Source organism: Bacteroides sp. D55t1_190419_B8 (assembly GCF_015558905.1).
Classification (GTDB): domain Bacteria; phylum Bacteroidota; class Bacteroidia; order Bacteroidales; family Bacteroidaceae; genus Bacteroides; species Bacteroides vicugnae.
The window spans coordinates 42,913-60,293 of sequence record NZ_JADMOU010000022.1; the positions used below are offsets into that span (position 1 = coordinate 42,913).

Annotated in this window: 15 protein-coding genes; 6 read left to right on the forward strand and 9 right to left on the reverse strand. The window is 43.0% G+C overall.

Annotation, left to right across the window (positions count from 1 at the left end; genetic code table 11):
* Positions 1 to 4 precede the first annotated feature (4 nt).
* The 3 genes from I2I13_RS17195 to I2I13_RS17205 form a co-directional block, all read right to left on the reverse strand.
* Positions 5 to 1,345: a sn-glycerol-1-phosphate dehydrogenase gene (locus I2I13_RS17195; protein WP_195650105.1), complete on the reverse strand. Its 1,341-nt coding sequence runs from the start codon at positions 1,343 to 1,345 to the stop codon at positions 5 to 7.
* An 83-nt stretch (positions 1,346 to 1,428) separates the two neighbouring features.
* Positions 1,429 to 2,334, reverse strand: a complete 906-nt coding sequence (locus I2I13_RS17200) for a glycerophosphodiester phosphodiesterase family protein (RefSeq protein WP_195650088.1) — start codon at positions 2,332 to 2,334, stop codon at positions 1,429 to 1,431.
* A 41-nt stretch (positions 2,335 to 2,375) separates the two neighbouring features.
* Complete coding sequence (locus tag I2I13_RS17205; protein WP_055235262.1) at positions 2,376 to 3,947, reverse strand: glycerol-3-phosphate dehydrogenase/oxidase; 1,572 nt, start codon at positions 3,945 to 3,947, stop codon at positions 2,376 to 2,378.
* A 216-nt stretch (positions 3,948 to 4,163) separates the two neighbouring features.
* On the opposite strand from I2I13_RS17205, the gene I2I13_RS17210 reads away from it, so the two are divergent.
* Both I2I13_RS17210 and I2I13_RS17215 read left to right on the forward strand, forming a co-directional pair.
* A complete protein-coding gene (locus tag I2I13_RS17210; RefSeq protein ID WP_065537542.1) occupies positions 4,164 to 4,928 on the forward strand; it encodes a DeoR/GlpR family DNA-binding transcription regulator in 765 nt (254 codons plus the stop codon).
* 25 nt (positions 4,929 to 4,953) lie between these two features.
* A complete protein-coding gene (locus I2I13_RS17215) occupies positions 4,954 to 6,858 on the forward strand; it encodes a CocE/NonD family hydrolase (RefSeq protein WP_195650089.1) in 1,905 nt (634 codons plus the stop codon).
* 73 nt (positions 6,859 to 6,931) lie between these two features.
* Here I2I13_RS17215 and I2I13_RS17220 read toward each other — a convergent pair whose 3' ends face one another.
* Positions 6,932 to 8,131 (reverse strand): acetate kinase, encoded by a 1,200-nt coding sequence (locus I2I13_RS17220; RefSeq protein WP_195650090.1) that lies wholly within the window; start codon positions 8,129 to 8,131, stop codon positions 6,932 to 6,934.
* A 40-nt stretch (positions 8,132 to 8,171) separates the two neighbouring features.
* On the reverse strand, positions 8,172 to 9,191 hold the full coding sequence (pta, locus tag I2I13_RS17225) for a phosphate acetyltransferase (protein WP_117935486.1): 1,020 nt from the start codon (positions 9,189 to 9,191) through the stop codon (positions 8,172 to 8,174).
* 197 nt (positions 9,192 to 9,388) lie between these two features.
* On the opposite strand from pta, the gene I2I13_RS17230 reads away from it, so the two are divergent.
* From I2I13_RS17230 to I2I13_RS17245, 4 genes are read left to right on the forward strand one after another with little or no spacing between them, the layout of a single operon-like run.
* Positions 9,389 to 9,832, forward strand: coding sequence for a CidA/LrgA family protein (locus I2I13_RS17230; protein WP_032842934.1), 444 nt, complete (start codon positions 9,389 to 9,391; stop codon positions 9,830 to 9,832).
* On the forward strand, positions 9,829 to 10,524 hold the full coding sequence (locus I2I13_RS17235; protein WP_195650091.1) for an LrgB family protein: 696 nt from the start codon (positions 9,829 to 9,831) through the stop codon (positions 10,522 to 10,524). The genes I2I13_RS17230 and I2I13_RS17235 overlap by 4 nt, the downstream gene beginning before the upstream one ends.
* A gap of 56 nt (positions 10,525 to 10,580) precedes the next feature.
* Positions 10,581 to 11,498, forward strand: a complete 918-nt coding sequence (locus tag I2I13_RS17240; RefSeq protein WP_004305058.1) for a DUF2156 domain-containing protein — start codon at positions 10,581 to 10,583, stop codon at positions 11,496 to 11,498.
* A gap of 13 nt (positions 11,499 to 11,511) precedes the next feature.
* On the forward strand, positions 11,512 to 12,528 hold the full coding sequence (locus I2I13_RS17245) for a GNAT family N-acetyltransferase (protein ID WP_004305059.1): 1,017 nt from the start codon (positions 11,512 to 11,514) through the stop codon (positions 12,526 to 12,528).
* A 91-nt stretch (positions 12,529 to 12,619) separates the two neighbouring features.
* On the opposite strand, the gene I2I13_RS17250 is transcribed toward I2I13_RS17245, so the two are convergent.
* From I2I13_RS17250 to I2I13_RS17265, 4 genes are read right to left on the reverse strand one after another with little or no spacing between them, the layout of a single operon-like run.
* Complete coding sequence (locus I2I13_RS17250) at positions 12,620 to 13,753, reverse strand: glycoside hydrolase family 88 protein (protein WP_195650092.1); 1,134 nt, start codon at positions 13,751 to 13,753, stop codon at positions 12,620 to 12,622.
* Positions 13,754 to 13,757: 4 nt separating this feature from the next.
* Positions 13,758 to 15,053, reverse strand: coding sequence for a BNR repeat-containing protein (locus I2I13_RS17255; RefSeq protein ID WP_004305061.1), 1,296 nt, complete (start codon positions 15,051 to 15,053; stop codon positions 13,758 to 13,760).
* Between the two features lie 9 nt (positions 15,054 to 15,062).
* Positions 15,063 to 16,085: a glycoside hydrolase family 43 protein gene (locus I2I13_RS17260; protein ID WP_074556697.1), complete on the reverse strand. Its 1,023-nt coding sequence runs from the start codon at positions 16,083 to 16,085 to the stop codon at positions 15,063 to 15,065.
* Positions 16,086 to 16,112: 27 nt separating this feature from the next.
* Positions 16,113 to 17,369, reverse strand: coding sequence for a DUF2264 domain-containing protein (locus tag I2I13_RS17265; RefSeq protein ID WP_074556696.1), 1,257 nt, complete (start codon positions 17,367 to 17,369; stop codon positions 16,113 to 16,115).
* Positions 17,370 to 17,381 lie beyond the last annotated feature (12 nt).

A 17,381-nucleotide genomic window follows, 5' to 3' on the forward strand; every position in this document is an offset into this window, starting at 1 on the left:
GTGATTAATCTGTTATTTCCCATATTTTACCTTTACCAAACAATCCATCCAGCCACTGTTCCATATATCCTGTCCGTACAGCTAAATCGAGGACAGTAAAACGACGGCGAATAAATTGTGCACGAACAAACGTTTCACGCAGACGTTTCCGTGTAATACCGATTTGTTCCGGTTCTACAGGAGCACCTACCTGCCGCAGGGATTGTTTCACTTCTTTGTAAGGAATCAACTGTTTGGACAAACGTTCACGGATTTCAGGCCAGTATTCTTTCAACTGCCGCAACTGAATAGCCAATTGCTCCCGTGTCACATATTTCGCTTTCGTCTCCTGCAGACCGATAGTAGGAAAATCAGTACCGACAAACATATAAAGAGCTACCTTATCGGCTATTTCCGGTTCGGGCCATGCCGCACAGCACGCTTCCACATCCAGTTTCTCTAATGGGGTGTTCAACACTTGTTCATAAAATGCCGTTACAGCCAACATACCTATACTCACCTGAAAGCCATGGGAAACATGCTCACCTTGATTTAAATGATGTTCCATATTCCAAAGATGGCTGAACTGATGTTCCGCTCCCGAAGCCGGACGACTCGATTTAGACCATTGCATGGCAAAACCGCCCAGCATCAATCCTTCAATAAGTTGTGACACCGCTTTTTCGTCTCCGGCCACCGCACCTTCAGGATTCGAAAGCGCATCATGCAATCCGTCCTGCACAATCGACCATGCCTTTTCATCAATATCTTCCACGCCCATCCAATCGGCCAGAATCCAATCGGCACCAGCCGTCACTTTTGCAAACAAGTCGGCATATCCTGATGCCGTCATCGGCTTGGGAGCTTTCTTTATGATTTCAATATCAGCCAATACAGCTTGCGGTGCCGGACAGCTAAAAGTCTGTTTAGCGCCATTTGCAGTAATGGAAGCGCCGAATGCAGTATATCCATCCATGGAAGCGGCAGTGGCCACACACATATATCTTCTTCCGACTAGATGAGAAGCTAACTTCGTTAAATCATTAATCGTACCGGAGCCGACAGCTACCGGAATAGCATCATGCACTTTCAACGATTCGACCAGACGGTCAACATACGAATATTCCGCATACAGGTCGGAATCAGTGAAAATAAAAGATGGTAATAATTCTATATTCGCATTACGCAACTCCTTCTCTACTCTTTCGCCGGCAACACGATAGGTAGTTACATCAGCTACCACTACAGCCTTTCTTCCTGCAAACTGTTCCTTAAACAGTCCGGCTACTTCATTTAATATTCCGCTTCCTATACGAAGAGCACGTGTCTCATTCGCAGCTTTCAATGCTTGTTCTACTTTTGACATTTTCACAGTATTAATTGTTAGTTCACTAACCGGATTTTCCTTTACGATAGTAAACAGACGTTGCACCATATCAGGGCAACAATCTATCGAGATTGCAAAACTGTCCATACTTCTGTCGGTATATCAGATTCTATAATATCCGGTCTCTTATCTATCTCTTCTTTATATTTCAAAGCCCGTTCTTCTTTCAAAGGCAATTTGTCGTGCGTAGGTGCCACACTAATCATACAACGTACGCCACGAGCATGCAGCATTTCAACGATTTTCTTATTTTCGGGTGTTATACTATGCCCTACATAAGCGATCATATTTTCCCATGGCACACCTGATATCGACAAGTCCTCAAACTCTTTCATATTACGGGCGAAAGCGGACATCATAATCGTCGGGAAACGGTCATAATAATATCTGGCTTGGGCACCGGTATGCACAGTCAGCATCACATGTTCCTCCGCCTTATGCTTTTTGATTAAAGCCGCAATCATAGCCATCGGCACATCTTTCTTATCCAGGTTGATAATCGTTTTACCTCTGCTCCATTTGATTACTTCCTCCAAAGTAGGAATCTTGCAGTTGGTCACTTTTCCCGAATGGTCTTTCAGACGAAGCTTCTGCAACTCTTTCCAGATATGATCGCAAACTTTTCCCGTTCCTGTTGTTGTACGATCCAAAGTAGCATCATGCATCAATACAATCACGCTATCTTTTGTCAGACGAGGATCGATTTCGAAGAAAGCCGGCATCTGCTTCAGCACATTTTCCAAACCTTCGATGCAATTTTCCGAATATCCTTCTTCGTACCCACCGCGATGTCCGCTTACAATGATTGAGCCATTTCCCGTATATTTAAAGAAGTCTCTCAATTGTGTGACATCGTCAAACTTTAACAGATGTAGTTTTCCCTGCGCCGACACAGACTGTATCCCTGACAACAGAAGAAACATCAATGAGGCTACGAGTCCTCTCCGCAAAACCATACAACTTTTCATAAGCATTAATTTACAAACAACAATTAAAGTAATTTTTTCTTCTAATTCAAGATATATCCTCTTGCCAACCGATTAAAGTCGGCTATCTGCGCCTGCTCCCAGGTTTTGTCCTTTCCTAGTTCCGCCGCTAATACCGATGCCACTTTCGGAGCTATTTTAAGAGCAGCACGGGCATCCAGAAATAGCATCCTCACCCGGCGGGCCAACACATCTTCTATATTCTGCGCAAACTCCTCACGAGCCGCCCACACAACATGCGCCGCTGTAAAAGTATAACCTTCATACAACTTTTCAGCAAAAGAAGGCTCTTTTTCTATCATCTTTTGTATTTTGCTCGCGTCGCTGCCATACACATAATTCCAATCATTCTCATCAAATTGCTCTTTTGTATATCCATGAACCCGCAAATTCTTTGTCACACATTCCGCAGGAGACAATCCTCCTATCACGATGGCCTGATTGATGACATCTTCAGCCATTGCACGATAAGTAGTCCACTTCCCTCCGGTAATTGTCAAAAGCCCCGATTTCGAACGATAGATTTTATGATTCCGTGAAATCTCTTTCGTTTTCTTCGAATCAGCATGCGTTGGTGCAGCCAAAGGGCGCAAACCGGCAAAAATCGAAAGCACATCGGCACGGGTCGGTTTCCGGTCGAGATATTGTCCGGCCTGATCTAAAATGAAATCAACCTCTTCTTCCAATGCTCTCGGTTCCAAAGAAGCCTCATTCAGAGGAGTATCCGTGGTGCCAAGCACCACCTTGCCGTGCCAGGGCACTCCAAAAAGGACACGTCCATCTTTCGTTTTAGGTATCATTAGTGCCGAACGGCCACCTAAGAATTTACTATCAACCACCAAATGTACCCCCTGACTGGGACGTACCTTCCTTCGCGTATCACATTCATCCATCTTCATCACATCGTCCACAAAGACTCCGGTAGCATTCACTACTACTTTCGATTTGATCTGATATTCTTTCCCGTCAAGTGTGTCAACAGCATGCACCCCATTTATTTTCCCGGCGGCATCTTTCAGCAAACAATTCACCTTCATATAATTCAAGCACACTCCACCTTTATCAATAGCGGTCAGTGCCAGCGTTATGGCCATGCGCGAATCATCAAACTGTCCGTCATGATATACCACTCCACCTCTCAATCCTTCATGCTTTAAAGAAGGTATTTCTTTTAATACAGAACGTTTTAACATCGGTAACGAACGTCCCAATGCTTTGCGTCCGGCCAGTAAATCATAACAAGTCAGCCCCACCGCATAAAAAGGCTTTTCCCACCAGCGGTAATTACCGATTATAAAACGCATATCTTTCACCAAATGAGGAGCATTGAGTCTCATACGCCCACGTTCATGTAATGCTTCAACTACCATAGAGACATCCCCCTGCGCCAGATACCGAACTCCTCCATGTACCAGCTTCGTACTACGGCAAGAAGTACCCTTAGCAAAATCATGCTGTTCCAATAGAATAACTCTGTACCCTCTGGAGGCTGCATCCACTGCAGCCCCTAATCCGGTAGCCCCACCACCGATCACCAGAATATCACATTCACATTTCCAATTGAGCATCCTCTCAAGCAAATCACTTCGTTTCATCCCTTATAGATATTTCGTTTTCTTTCTTTATTCATAAATCAACACTGCAAAAATACACAAAAAGAAATATCATCCAACACAAAAAGCAAATTATTTTTCATCAGCAGACCATTTTATATATAAAACGGAAGCTTTATATCATAGAATGAAACTTTTCATCTTTTTATTTGCCACATATTAATATTTAGTTTATCTTTGTGATAAAAATTGGGAATTATGACAAGTATTGCTGAAAGACATAAGTATATTCTTGAAAGTTTAGCGAAAAACGGTTTCATCAAAGTAAACGAAATCGCTAAAGAACTGGAAGTTACTCCTGTAACGATCCGAAAAGATTTAAAACATCTGGAAGAAAAAAAACTTCTCTACCGTACTCATGGAAGTGCAAGTCCGGTCAACCCATTAACATCAGATATTGATGTGCACGAAAAAGAAAAGCTTCGAAAAGAAGAAAAGAAAAGAATCGCTACTGCCGCAGCTAAATTAATAGAAGAAAACGATTCTATTATCATCGCTTCCGGTTCTACCGTACATACGTTTGCCGAGCATATCACTCCCATCAACCACTTAACTGTAGTTACAGCTTCTCTGAAAACCTCCTTATTATTAAATACGATTAATAATATCGAAGTAATCCAGCTCGGGGGAATCGTACGGAAGAATTCTTTTTCCGTCATTGGCGACTACACTTCTTTGTTTTTTGAACAAATCACTTGTTCAAAACTCTTTTTAGGAGTAGACGGTATCGACTTGGAGTACGGAATCACAAACTCTAATATTGAAGAAGCTGTCCTCAACAAGAAAATGATAGAGGCGTCATTACGTACTATCATCTTGGCAGATTCTTCCAAATTCGGGCGACGTGGATTCGGTAAAATCTGTAGTTTAGACTGTATCGATGTGATAATCACAGACTCCGGCATTTCCCAGTCAATGGCGCAAGCGATTGAAGAAATGGGTATTGAGCTTATCATTGTCTAAAACGACACCAATCCCCCCAAAAAGTATGTTGAATAATCATTTAAAGAAATGGAGCAGAACTGTAAGTTGTGCTCTTTTTTGTTGCTGGCTCACCGGAAACGAACTATTCGCACAGAACATCAATGAAGCCTGGGTGAAAGCTAATTACACCAAACGGGAGGAAATGATCCCCATGCGCGATGGAGCGCATTTATATACCGCTATCTACGAACCTATCCACTCGCAAAAGCCATCTCCTATCCTGATCACACGAACACCATACAAGGCTGCTCCTTATGGTGAGACAATGAGTAATCGTCTGTGGAGAAGCTGGCAAAAGTATGCGCGGGAAAAGTATATTTTCGTCATTCAGGATGTACGCGGACGCTGGAAAAGCGAAGGAGAATTTATCAATGTACGCCCATTTGTTTCTGAAAAAGAGAAAAATGGAAAGATAGACGAAGCAAGCGATGTCTACGACACCGCCGAATGGTTAATCTATCATACACGCAACAACAATGGAAACATAGGTATTATAGGCTCTTCTTATTCCGGATTCTATTCATTGATGGGTGCATTAAGCGCACACCCTGCGATAAAAGCCGCTGTTCCGCAAGCCCCCGTTACTGATTGGTTTATGGGGGACGATTATCATCACAACGGTGCATTCATGCTTTGCGACGGCTTTCGTTTTGCATCTTCAATGAACCGTCCCCGCCCTATTCCCACAGAACAGTCAACACCGGCTACTCCTTATTATAAGACAGACGAATATTCCTTCTTTCTGAAAATGGGAACATTAAAGAATCTGACCCGTCTACTTGGAGACAGTATCCTTTATTGGAACGAATTGATGACGCATCCAAACTACGACAGCTGGTGGCAGGAAAGAGATACCCGCCGAAACTGTTATAAGATAAAACCGGCCATATTGATTGTTGGTGGCTTATTTGATGCTGAAGATTGTTTCGGAACATGGGAATTATACAAGGCTATCCAACGGCAAAGTCCGAACACTCAGCTGGAATTAATAATGGGACCTTGGTATCACGGAGCTTGGGGAGGAACAGACAGAAGCTACTTAGGAAATATTCAGTTCGGAGCAAATACGGTCCTTTATTACCGAGATCAGATCGAGTTTCCTTTTTTACAATATTACTTGAATAGAGAAGGAGAAAAGACTCCGGACAGCCGAAAGGTTCACATCTTTTTCTCCGGAGAAAATCAATGGAAAACCTTTTCTTCATGGCCTAGTAAGGAAGCAAAAGAAATTTCATTTTATCTACGGGAAAATCATGTCCTTTCTACCACAGCCCCATTAGAAACAAGCTCTTTCTCCGAGTATATATCCGACCCGGCAAAGCCTGTCCCTTATACCAACCAAACAGTATATGCAAGGCCGAAAGAATACATGACGGAAGACCAGCGTTTCGCCGAACGACGACCGGATGTAAGCTGTTTCAAAACAGCACCGTTCAAAGAAAAGCTGACCGTAGGAGGAGAAATTGAAGTCGAACTGGAAGTTGAACTAACAACGACAGATGCGGACTTTATCGTCAAAGTCATTGATGAGTTCCCAGAAGACTTCACCTATGACAAAGCCAAAGAGAAGCAAAGAAATACCCAACCTTATTTAATGAACGGCTATCAGATGTTAGTTCGCGGCGAAGTGATGCGTGGACGCTATAGAAACAGTTTCGAACATCCCGAAGCATTCACTCCAGGAAAAACCACTACGGTACGCTTTTCCATGCCGGATATAGCGCACACATTTCAGGCAGGGCATCGGCTGGTCTTACAAATACAAAGTACATGGTTTCCATTAATAGACCGCAACCCACAACAATTTATAGACATTTACACTTGCGAAGAAACAGATTTTATGAAGTCGGTCATCAAACTATACCATCAGAAAAACAATCCGTCCAAAGTTACATTCAGAAGACTATAATGAATGAGATAACTTCATAAAAAAAGATGAACTCGAAATCGAGTCCATCTTTTTTTATGAATCAGTCAATCTGTTACTTCTTCAGAATATCCATTGTATCGGATGCAATCAACAATTCTTCGTCTGTCGGAATCACTACTACTTTCACTTTAGAAGCAGGAGTAGAAATAATTGCTTCCTCACCACGAACTTTAGCATTCACATCGTTGTCAAGCTCGATACCCATGAATTCCATATCCTTACAAACTTCACGGCGACATTCCATCTGATTTTCACCTACACCACCAGTAAACAGGATGATATCTACACCGCCCAATGCAGCAGCATAAGCTCCGATATATTTTTTGATACGGTAATAGTACATCTTCTCTGCAAGGATAGCTTTCTCATTGCCAGCCGCACAAGCAGCCAAGAGTTCACGCATATCGCTTGATACACCTGAAACACCGAGCACACCGCTCTTCTTGTTCAGCAGATTGGAAACACCCGTAGTATTCAAGCCTTCTTTTTCCATGATAAATGTTACTGCACCGGCATCAATGTCACCGCTGCGAGTACCCATCATCAAGCCTTCCAACGGAGTCAAGCCCATAGTAGTATCCATACATTTACCATCTTTGATAGCAGCGATAGAACCGCCGTTACCAATGTGGCAAGTGATAATTTTCTGTCCTACCGGATTCACACCCAAGAATTCGCATACACGTTTGGACACGTAACGATGAGAAGTTCCGTGGAAGCCATAACGACGCACACCATACTTTTCATACAGTTCGTGAGGGATAGCATACATGTAAGCATAATCCGGCATGGTCTGATGGAAAGCCGTATCGAATACACCTACCTGCGGAATGTTAGGAAGAATTGCAGAAACTGCATTCACACCTTTCAGGTTAGCAGGGTTGTGAAGCGGAGCCAGATCATTGCAAGCAGCAAAAGCTTCCAATACTTCCTTGTTCAGCAATACAGATTCGCTGAAACGTTCGCCTCCGTGCACCATACGGTGACCTACCGCATTAATCTCATCCAAAGATTTGATAGCACCATATTCAGGGTGAATCAATGTATTCAGGATAAACTCTACTCCTACTGTATGTTCAGGAATATCTTTTTCCAATACTTTCTTTTCGCAGTTCGGCAAAGTCAGTTTCAAGAAAGATCCTTTCAGACCAATTTTTTCGATACCACCTTGTGCAATCACTTCTTTGCTGGTCATATCGAACAATTTATATTTAATAGATGAACTTCCGCAGTTCAATACCAGAATTTTCATGTCGTTGTCGATTTAATACTTACTACTTTATACCTAATACTTATTTATTCGCTTTTGCTGCAATGGCCTGATTAGCTGTGATAGCAATCATGCGATATACATCTTCGATAGAACAACCACGAGACAAGTCGTTTACCGGACAGGCAATACCCTGAAGAATCGGACCAACAGCGTCAGCATGTCCCAGACGTTGAACTAATTTATAAGAAATATTACCAACTTCCAAACTTGGAACGATCAGCACATTTGCTTCTCCGGCTACTGGAGAACCCGGCGCTTTGCTAGCACCCACTTCCGGTACAAGAGCAGCGTCAGCCTGCATTTCACCATCCAAATCAAGAGTAGGAGCCATCTCTTTTGCAATCTTAGTAGCTTCTACCACTTTATCCACTACTTCGTGTTTAGCGGAACCCTTGGTTGAAAAGCTCAACAGAGCTACTTTCGGATTTTCAATACCGGCAACGGCTTTCGCAGTCTGCGCAGTACAAATAGCAATCTGTGCCAGCTGATTAGCGTCCGGAACCGGAGTTACAGCAACGTCACCCATGACCAAAATGCCATTCTTTCCGTATTCAGGAGCATGAGTCAAAAGCAACATAGCACCAGACACGCAAGTGATTCCCGGCGCAGTCTTGATAATCTGCAAAGCAGGACGCAATACATTACCAGTAGTGTTACGGGCACCAGCCAACTGACCGTCAGCATCACCGCTCTTAATCATTAAACAACCATAGAACAAAGGATCGCTCGTCAATTTGCGGGCTTCTTCGATAGTCATCCCCTTCTTTTTACGAAGTTCACACAACAACTGTGCATATTCTTCGTGTTTCGGAGAAGTTTCAGGATCAATGATAGTAGCTTTACCGATGTTTCCCAATCCCCATTTTGTAGCAAGTTCATTAATTTCATCCGGTTTACCCAGTAAAATTAGATCGGCTACTTCATCTGTCAAAATCATATTGGCAGCTTTCAATGTGCGTTCTTCAGTTCCTTCCGGAAGAACAATACGTTGGCGATTTGCTTTCGCACGCGCCACGATTTGGTTGATTAAATTGAGCATAGATATATTGAATGTTATTATAAAACCTCATTACAATTTGTAATTTGCGGTGCAAAAGTACTCAATTTTGCAATATCCACATTACAATTTCGCCTATTTTTCTCTCCCAAGTCTAAAATATTATAATATTTAACACTGTACTCCTATTTTTCATACCTTTGCAGTGTTTTCAAACAAAATCAATAGGTTATTAGTATATGATACGTCAGTGCGCCATTTTATTTGGCTGTTTGGCTTTGGGTGAATTAATAGTTTATCTTACGGGTATCAAGCTCCCCTCCAGCATCATCGGTATGCTGCTGCTCACCCTCTTTTTAAAATTAGGTTGGATTAAATTACACTGGGTACAGGGATTGTCCGACTTTCTGGTTGCCAACTTAGGATTCTTTTTCGTTCCGCCCGGTGTGGCTCTTATGCTGTACTTTGACGTCATTGCGGCAGAGTTCTGGCCGATAGTGACAGCGACCATTGTCAGCACCGCACTTGTACTTGTCGTTACGGGATGGGTGCACCAAATCGTCCGCAAGTTCAGGCTGGCACGTCAGATCAAACTGGCACGCAAACTTCATCTGTCAGATTTCCATCTGCCGGAGAAACTACACCTTAAAGATAAAATCAACTTAACGAATAAAGACAAATGAGCTTCTTAGAAAATAATTTCTTCCTGCTGGCCATTACCTTCGGGATTTTCTTCTTTGCCAAACTACTTCAGAAGAAAACAGGACTGGTATTATTAAATCCTATATTGCTGACCATCGCACTATTAATCATCTTCCTTAAAATGACAAATATCTCATACGAAACCTATAATAAAGGAGGACATCTGATCGAGTTCTGGCTCCGCCCGGCTGTTGTCGCTTTAGGCGTACCTTTATATCTTCAATTGGAGATGATAAAAAAGCAGTTATTGCCAATCCTTCTGTCTCAACTGGCAGGCTGCATTGTCGGAGTTATTTCAGTAGTGCTGATTGCGAAATTCATGGGAGCTTCCCAAGAAGTAATCCTGTCTTTGGCTCCCAAATCGATTACGACTCCGATTGCGATGGAAGTAACCAAAGCCATTGGCGGTATTCCGTCACTGACGGCGGCAGTTGTTGTGGCAGTTGGTTTATTAGGAGCAATCTGTGGTTTTAAGACCATGAAAATCATGCATGTAGGCAGTCCGATCGCTCAAGGGCTTTCGATGGGGACAGCTGCTCATGCTGTCGGAACTTCCACCGCAATGGATATCAGCAGCAAATATGGAGCATACGCCAGTCTGGGACTGACACTGAATGGAATCTTCACTGCACTGCTCACACCTACAATCCTTCGATTATTAGGTGTCTTGTAAAAACAAAATCTCTTGATTTTCCGTTATATAAAGAGTTAAACGCAAAAAGCAATTTTATGATTCCATTTAAAGATATCACATTAGCAGACAAAGACACAATCACCTCATTCACGATGAAAAGTGATCGCCGCAATTGCGATCTTTCATTCTCCAATCTTTGCAGTTGGAGGTTCTTATATGACACTCAATTCGCAGTGGTCGACAACTTTTTGGTATTCAAGTTCTGGGCGGGAGAACAACTTGCTTATATGATGCCCGTAGGCACAGGAGATTTGAAAGCAGTATTGTGGGAACTGATAGAAGATGCCCGCAAAGAGAACCAGCATTTCTGTATGCTGGGAGTGTGCAGCAATATGCGCGCTGATCTCGAAGCTATCCTTCCGGAACAGTTCACTTTCACAGAAGACCGCGACTATGCGGATTATATTTATTTGAGAAGTGATCTATCTACGCTGAAAGGGAAGAAATTCCAAGCGAAAAGAAATCATATCAACCGGTTCCGCAACACTTATCCGGATTACGAATACACACCGATTACCCCGGACCGTATTCAGGAATGTCTGGATCTGGAAGCAGAGTGGTGTAAAGTGAATAACTGTGACCAACAGGAGGGGACAGGCAACGAACGTCGCGCCCTGATTTATGCTCTCCACAACTTCGAGGCACTCGGACTGACGGGAGGTATCTTGCATGTGAACGGTAAAATTGTCGCATTCACATTTGGTATGCCTATCAATCATGAAACATTCGGCGTACATGTAGAAAAAGCGGATACCAGTATTGAAGGTGCGTATGCCATGATTAATTATGAATTTGCCAACCGGATTCCCGAACAATATATCTATATCAACCGGGAAGAGGATTTAGGTATTGAGGGTTTACGCAAAGCCAAACTGTCTTACCAGCCGGCAACGATTCTGGAAAAATATATGGCTTGCCTCAAAGAGCATCCCATGAATATGGTAAAATGGTAAATCCATTATAAATATGATGATAAAGGAGCAAGTAAAAGCATTGTGGAAAATCTGTTTTGACGATAGTGAAGAATTCGTTGAAATGTACTTCAGACTGCGCTATAAAACAGAGGTGAATGTCGCCATCCAAAGTGGCGATGAGGTAATCTCTGCGCTTCAAATGCTTCCTTATCCGATGACTTTTGGTGGAGAGACTGTACAAACCTCCTATATTTCAGGAGCCTGTACGCATCCCGATTTTCGAAGCAAAGGAGTCATGCGCGAGCTTTTATCACAGTCTTTCGCCCGGATGTTACGGAATGGAGTACACTTCAGCACATTAATACCGGCAGAACCCTGGTTGTTTGATTATTATGCCCGTATGGGATATGCTTCGGTATTCAAGTATTCAACTAAAGAGATCGTTTTGCCCGAGTTTATCCCTTCTAAAGAGATAGCGGTCAGTGTTGTTTCAGAATTTCAGGAGGAGGTCTATTCCTATTTGAATAAGAAGCTTTCCGAACGGGCTTGCTGTATTCAGCACACATCGGAAGACTTTCAGGTTATTATGACCGATCTTGCCATTAGTGGAGGTTATTTATTTGTAGCCAGACAGGAAAACGAAATCAAAGGAATAACCATTATATATAAAGGAGACAAACATATCATTATCAATGAGCTTTGCGCTGAAAATAAAGATGTGGAATATAGCCTGTTGTATGCTATCCGGCAACACACCGGATATAAGTGCATGGTTCAAATCTTGCCTCCCGAAGAGAAACAGCCTCAACATCCGCTAGGCATGGCACGTATCATCAATGCCAAAGAAGTGCTGCAAATCTATGCCGCAGCTTTTCCCGAAGATGAAATGCAGTTGGAATTATCGGATAAACAATTATCTGTCAATAACGGTTATTATTACCTGTGTAAAGGGAAGTGCATGTATAGTACCGAGCGACTGCCCGGTACGCATATACAGATGAATATTAGCGAATTAACCAATAGAATACTTCAGCCGTTAAAGCCATATATGAGCTTGATGCTGAATTAAATTTTAGGCACGGCTTACACGGATTACGCTGTTGACTTATATTAAGGCATGCCTCTAAGAGCTGCGAAACCCGTGTAATCCGTGCCTGTATTTATTTATTCAAATAACGAACCCGTTCGCAGGCTGCCAATAGAAACGCACCTACTCCAAAATTCGAAGTGGAGTTTGCGTCTACCACCTGACCGGGTATCGCTTTCTCACCAATCGGTTGCACATAACCAATCTTGCCATCAGGCTGCAAAGCAACTGTTGAGAGATATTTCCATGCTTTTTCAACCACCGGCTGATATTCTGCAGCATCCAGGAAACCGTTATTGATTCCCCATTGTAAACCATAGGTAAAGAAAGCCGTTCCACTGGTTTCCGGTCCCGGTGCATGCAATGGATCGAGCATACTGCGTGTCCAGTAACCTTCCGGCTGTTGACAAGCAGCAACCGACTTAGCCAGGGTACGGAAACGATCTATATATTCCGGACGATACTTATCTGTTTCAGGAAGTTCTTTCAAGACTTTTGCCAATCCGGCCAATACCCAGCCGTCTCCACGTGCCCAAAAATCCTTTTTGCCGTTCACACTTTTGTGTTTAGGATACACGTATTTTCCATCCCGGTAATAAAGTCCGGCCTCTTCATCATACATAATACTATCAGCATAGGCGAGGTATTCATGCAGTTTCTCCAAATAGAGCGGATTCTTAGTAATGTTATACATCTTTGTCATGACCGGCATGACCATATATAAGCCATCTGCCCACCACCAATAATCATGATTGGGGGTACTCATCTGATATTCCATCACTTCGCGGGCACGGGCTATTTTCTGTGTATCCGGTTCCATATTATAGAGATCGGCATACGTCTGAAAACAAATCTGATAGTCACCGAAAAGCACATAATCATCACTTTCACCGTAACTGTACTTCCAGTTTTCCTTATGATCTGATTTTGCCCCTTTCCATTCATTGTATTCCGCCCAGGCTTTCGAGTATTCCAAGTACTCCGGCTGCTTAGTCAAAAAATAAGCTTCCATATTTCCGGTGTGATAGGCGGCATTATCCCAAAAAGAACGTCCGTGTTCCGGATGATTCGTCTGCCAATAATGATTCACTTTATGAATAGTGTTTATCACTTCTTCAGCAGAAGCATCCTTCTTATCCGTACAACTTGCACAGATTGCACCGCCTAGAAAGAGTGCAGAAAAAAGAGTTACATATAGTTTCTTCATATCTTTATTTATTTGTATCCATATTCGTTTCCAATACATATATCATTTGAGGCTCAATTTCCGCTGTGCGTTCACCGTCTCCCTGACGGGTGTGTTGTACAAAGAGATGCAGTTTCCGCTGCTTTTTCCAAAGTTCCGTATCATGAGAGGGTTCCCAGGCATCCACCGAAAAATCCGTCAGATCCGTTATCGTCCACTTACTCGTACCCACATCAGTCGCATGTGCCATCGACACACGGCTTCCCCGTTCTTCGTCACGGAAAATATAAAAGACTTCTCCACCTTCTACCACAATACGCGGACGGGCAATAGGGATCATTTTCGTACCTCCACCCTTCAAGGTAAAAGGTGTCTGGCGATCGGTTATCTGCCGTTGATGCCACATCTTCCCGTCATTCCAGACGATGCGGTATTGAGGAACATCACTGTCGGATTCCCGCCAATAAGTAGCTATATACGGATTTCCTCCTGCATCAGCACTCATGCTCGTCTGATTAATCAACTCACAGTTTTGAGGTAAACGACAGGCATACTCCGCATTGGACAATTTGATCGGGAGTTCATATCGTTCTCCACTCGTCTTATACCAAGTTCCCCCATTATCAAAAGAACGGGCATAACAAATATCATGGTTTGTTTCCACATGCCAGGTCTCGCGCCATACCCATGAAAGATGAATCGTCCCTTTCTCATCAACATATAACTGCCAATAGGCATTCCGTTTATTTTCTCCGTCGATCAGTATATCCTGCACACGAGTCCATTTGTGTTCTTTCAGCGAATAACGGTTCATTACCAGATTTCCACGACCCGAAGAACCGGAGCGGTAAACAAACAATAAATCTCCTCCGGATAAAGGATAGAACTCCGGATAGGTGACATTTCCTTCGTCAACTCCGGTCATGGGCATTTTATCCCCCAGTTCCAAAGAACCGGGAGCAATGCTCCGGCAGTAATTCAATGGATGTCCGTGATGGTCAAAAGATACGTGCATGTATCCTTCTCCATCTATCATCATACTAATTATATTATGAGCATCCTTCACATTTCCCTGATATTGGGTGCGATGTAATGTCCATTGTTCCGAATCCAGTTTCCGCTTTCCAAGTACCAGATAGCCATCGTTATCGTAATAACTGATATATTGTTCATCACCGTGTGTAACCAGCGAATTATTCCGAAAGACCGTCGTATTGACCGAAGTACAGCTATACCCCTTTCCCACTTCAACCAAATGCTGGGAACAGGCAATAACGGGAACGAGCATTATTCCGCAAAGTAGTAGCAGTATCCGTTTCATATTTATTTTTTATTTGTCAAAGATAGAAAGGTTCCATTTTTCATGCCAAGGGATAGTTATTTTCCCATCTTTTACCAACACAGGCAGCCATACATAACGGGAATCTTCCAAATCCTTCTTCTTCCAACGGTCGAACATGGCAATATATGCATTCTTCTTTCCGACAACAGGCTGGACATAAGTACTCTGGGCATAAAACGTTTTATCCGCATCCGGTCCCGTACAAGGATTTCCGATTGTCTTCCATGTTCCCATAATAGAATCGGCTACTGCGATCTCGGCTATATTAGGATCCCAGCCAGTACAACCGGAACTTAACATATAATATTTACCATTATATTTAAATACTGCCGGAGCCTCCCTCGATTCTTTTACGAAATTGCGTGTAAAACGTCCGCTCGGTTTCAGATAATCATCAGTCAGAAGGCTGATATACATCGTTTCATTATTTTCTGAAGAATAAAACTGATAAGCACGTCCATCATCATCCACAAAAACAGTCTGATCGCGGCTCATCGCATTGTTCGGACGAAAACTTCCCTGATAAACGAACGGACCGACAGGAGAATCGGAAACTGCCACTCCGGCACAAGCCTTACTGTAATCAGCACTTTCCACATGGGCCCACATTACAAATTTGCCCGTTTTCTTATTATAAACCACTTTCGGACGTTCCAATACTTTGGAGGGGTGCAGGTCATGATCCGGATCGTCTTTAACAGCCGGAAGCACAATACCTTCAAATTTCCAGTTCAGCAAATCTTTAGAAGAGTAACAACCTACTCCGGTCACATCCGTACGATAGCACTCCCACGTAGCCCAATCAGGCAAAATGGTTTTCCCTTTCTTGTATTCGCCATACCAATAGTAAGTACCGTTATGATATAGAAGTCCACCACCATGGGCATTGATCGGATTCCCGTCCGTATCTTTCCAAACTTCACCAGGGATAAATGCAGCGTTTTTCTGGGCTTGTACCGGCATCGGCAACAAGCCAAGACAAACTACAATAAATAATAATAGTCTAGTCATATATAAATCTTTATTAGTTAGTCCATCTTAATGAACAGCATGATCTTTCGGGAAATCTTTCCCCTCCCAGGCTTTCTTACTTGTCCAATCCTCGGCAGGTGAAGTCCAGAATGGATGTTCTGCCGGAAGTCCCAATGGGAGGAATGCGAGTGAAGCCATATATAAGCTACCATTATTCGTATACCAGTCTGATATATTCGGCTGCTTACCATTGAATCCTAAAGTCAGGAATCCTTTTTCATTGAAATTATGATTATCACTAAACATTCGTTTGATAACTGCCGTCATAGCTGCACGTACTTGTCCATTTGGTAATTCTTTAGGGAGCCACTCTCTCCATGCCAGCAATGCCAAAGGTTGTAAAGTTCCTGTACGGTACGTGATAGAACGCCCGAATACTGGGAGCGTACCTTCCGGAGAAATAAACCGTTCCAGAATTATTCCAAAGCGTTGCATCCGTTTGACTGCACGATTATAATCGCAATCCGGCATATTCCAGACTTTGTTCTTACCGGCATTTGTCATGATTTCCAACGGTTCTATATACATAGGGTGCAAAACGAAACTATTATAATAGTCAAAAGCAAAATCCGGACCGTCCGAATACCAGCCATCTCCCACATACCATTCTTCCACTTTACGTAGAGCCGAAGCAATGCGATAAGTATCACTCGGTGCACCAGCCTTACGCAGGAAAGATTCCACTGTGGCAGAGAATAACAACCAGTTAGTATAAGGAGGGTCTACCCGGCGAAGTTGTGTAAATTCGGTAATATAACGTTGTTTTGTCACACTGTCCAGCGGAACCCACAAGGCATCATATCCTCTTATGAAACTTTCTGCAATATAGGCTGCATCCACCAACGTCTGTCCCTCTTTTCTCCACAACAAATAATCGGGACTTTCCGGATCTACAGCCTGCGCATAACTCTTTAACGCCCATTCGCGCAACTGTTTACGCTGAACACCTTCTGCCGTATCATCATCCGGCAATGAAATCCAGGGAGCCAGTCCTGCCATCAAACGCCCGAAGCACTCCATATAAGTGACATTCTTATTTCGTCCATCCCATGTCGGACTCAACTCTACCAACATGTTCTGTTGCAACTTGCCCTCACTCATATTACTAAGCACGGGTTCAGCCATTCGATATAATACTCCCGCCCATAACTCACGGTCGGCAGGTTCTTTTACTTGTTTTTTCTTTCTTGCCGACAAGTCTTGTGAAGGAATCAGCAAAATTGCCATAAGCAATAGTAGTACACAATATCTATTCAAGTTCATGATATTATTATA

Coding starts and splice junctions, on each gene's coding strand:
- I2I13_RS17195 (WP_195650105.1), bottom strand. CDS start 1,345: ATGTCAAAAGTAGAACAAGCATTGAAAGCTGCGAATGAGACACGTGCT.
- I2I13_RS17200 (WP_195650088.1), bottom strand. CDS start 2,334: ATGAAAAGTTGTATGGTTTTGCGGAGAGGACTCGTAGCCTCATTGATG.
- I2I13_RS17205 (WP_055235262.1), bottom strand. CDS start 3,947: ATGAAACGAAGTGATTTGCTTGAGAGGATGCTCAATTGGAAATGTGAA.
- I2I13_RS17210 (WP_065537542.1), top strand. CDS start 4,164: ATGACAAGTATTGCTGAAAGACATAAGTATATTCTTGAAAGTTTAGCG.
- I2I13_RS17215 (WP_195650089.1), top strand. CDS start 4,954: ATGTTGAATAATCATTTAAAGAAATGGAGCAGAACTGTAAGTTGTGCT.
- I2I13_RS17220 (WP_195650090.1), bottom strand. CDS start 8,131: ATGAAAATTCTGGTATTGAACTGCGGAAGTTCATCTATTAAATATAAA.
- pta (WP_117935486.1), bottom strand. CDS start 9,191: ATGCTCAATTTAATCAACCAAATCGTGGCGCGTGCGAAAGCAAATCGC.
- I2I13_RS17230 (WP_032842934.1), top strand. CDS start 9,389: ATGATACGTCAGTGCGCCATTTTATTTGGCTGTTTGGCTTTGGGTGAA.
- I2I13_RS17235 (WP_195650091.1), top strand. CDS start 9,829: ATGAGCTTCTTAGAAAATAATTTCTTCCTGCTGGCCATTACCTTCGGG.
- I2I13_RS17240 (WP_004305058.1), top strand. CDS start 10,581: ATGATTCCATTTAAAGATATCACATTAGCAGACAAAGACACAATCACC.
- I2I13_RS17245 (WP_004305059.1), top strand. CDS start 11,512: ATGATGATAAAGGAGCAAGTAAAAGCATTGTGGAAAATCTGTTTTGAC.
- I2I13_RS17250 (WP_195650092.1), bottom strand. CDS start 13,753: ATGAAGAAACTATATGTAACTCTTTTTTCTGCACTCTTTCTAGGCGGT.
- I2I13_RS17255 (WP_004305061.1), bottom strand. CDS start 15,053: ATGAAACGGATACTGCTACTACTTTGCGGAATAATGCTCGTTCCCGTT.
- I2I13_RS17260 (WP_074556697.1), bottom strand. CDS start 16,085: ATGACTAGACTATTATTATTTATTGTAGTTTGTCTTGGCTTGTTGCCG.
- I2I13_RS17265 (WP_074556696.1), bottom strand. CDS start 17,369: ATGAACTTGAATAGATATTGTGTACTACTATTGCTTATGGCAATTTTG.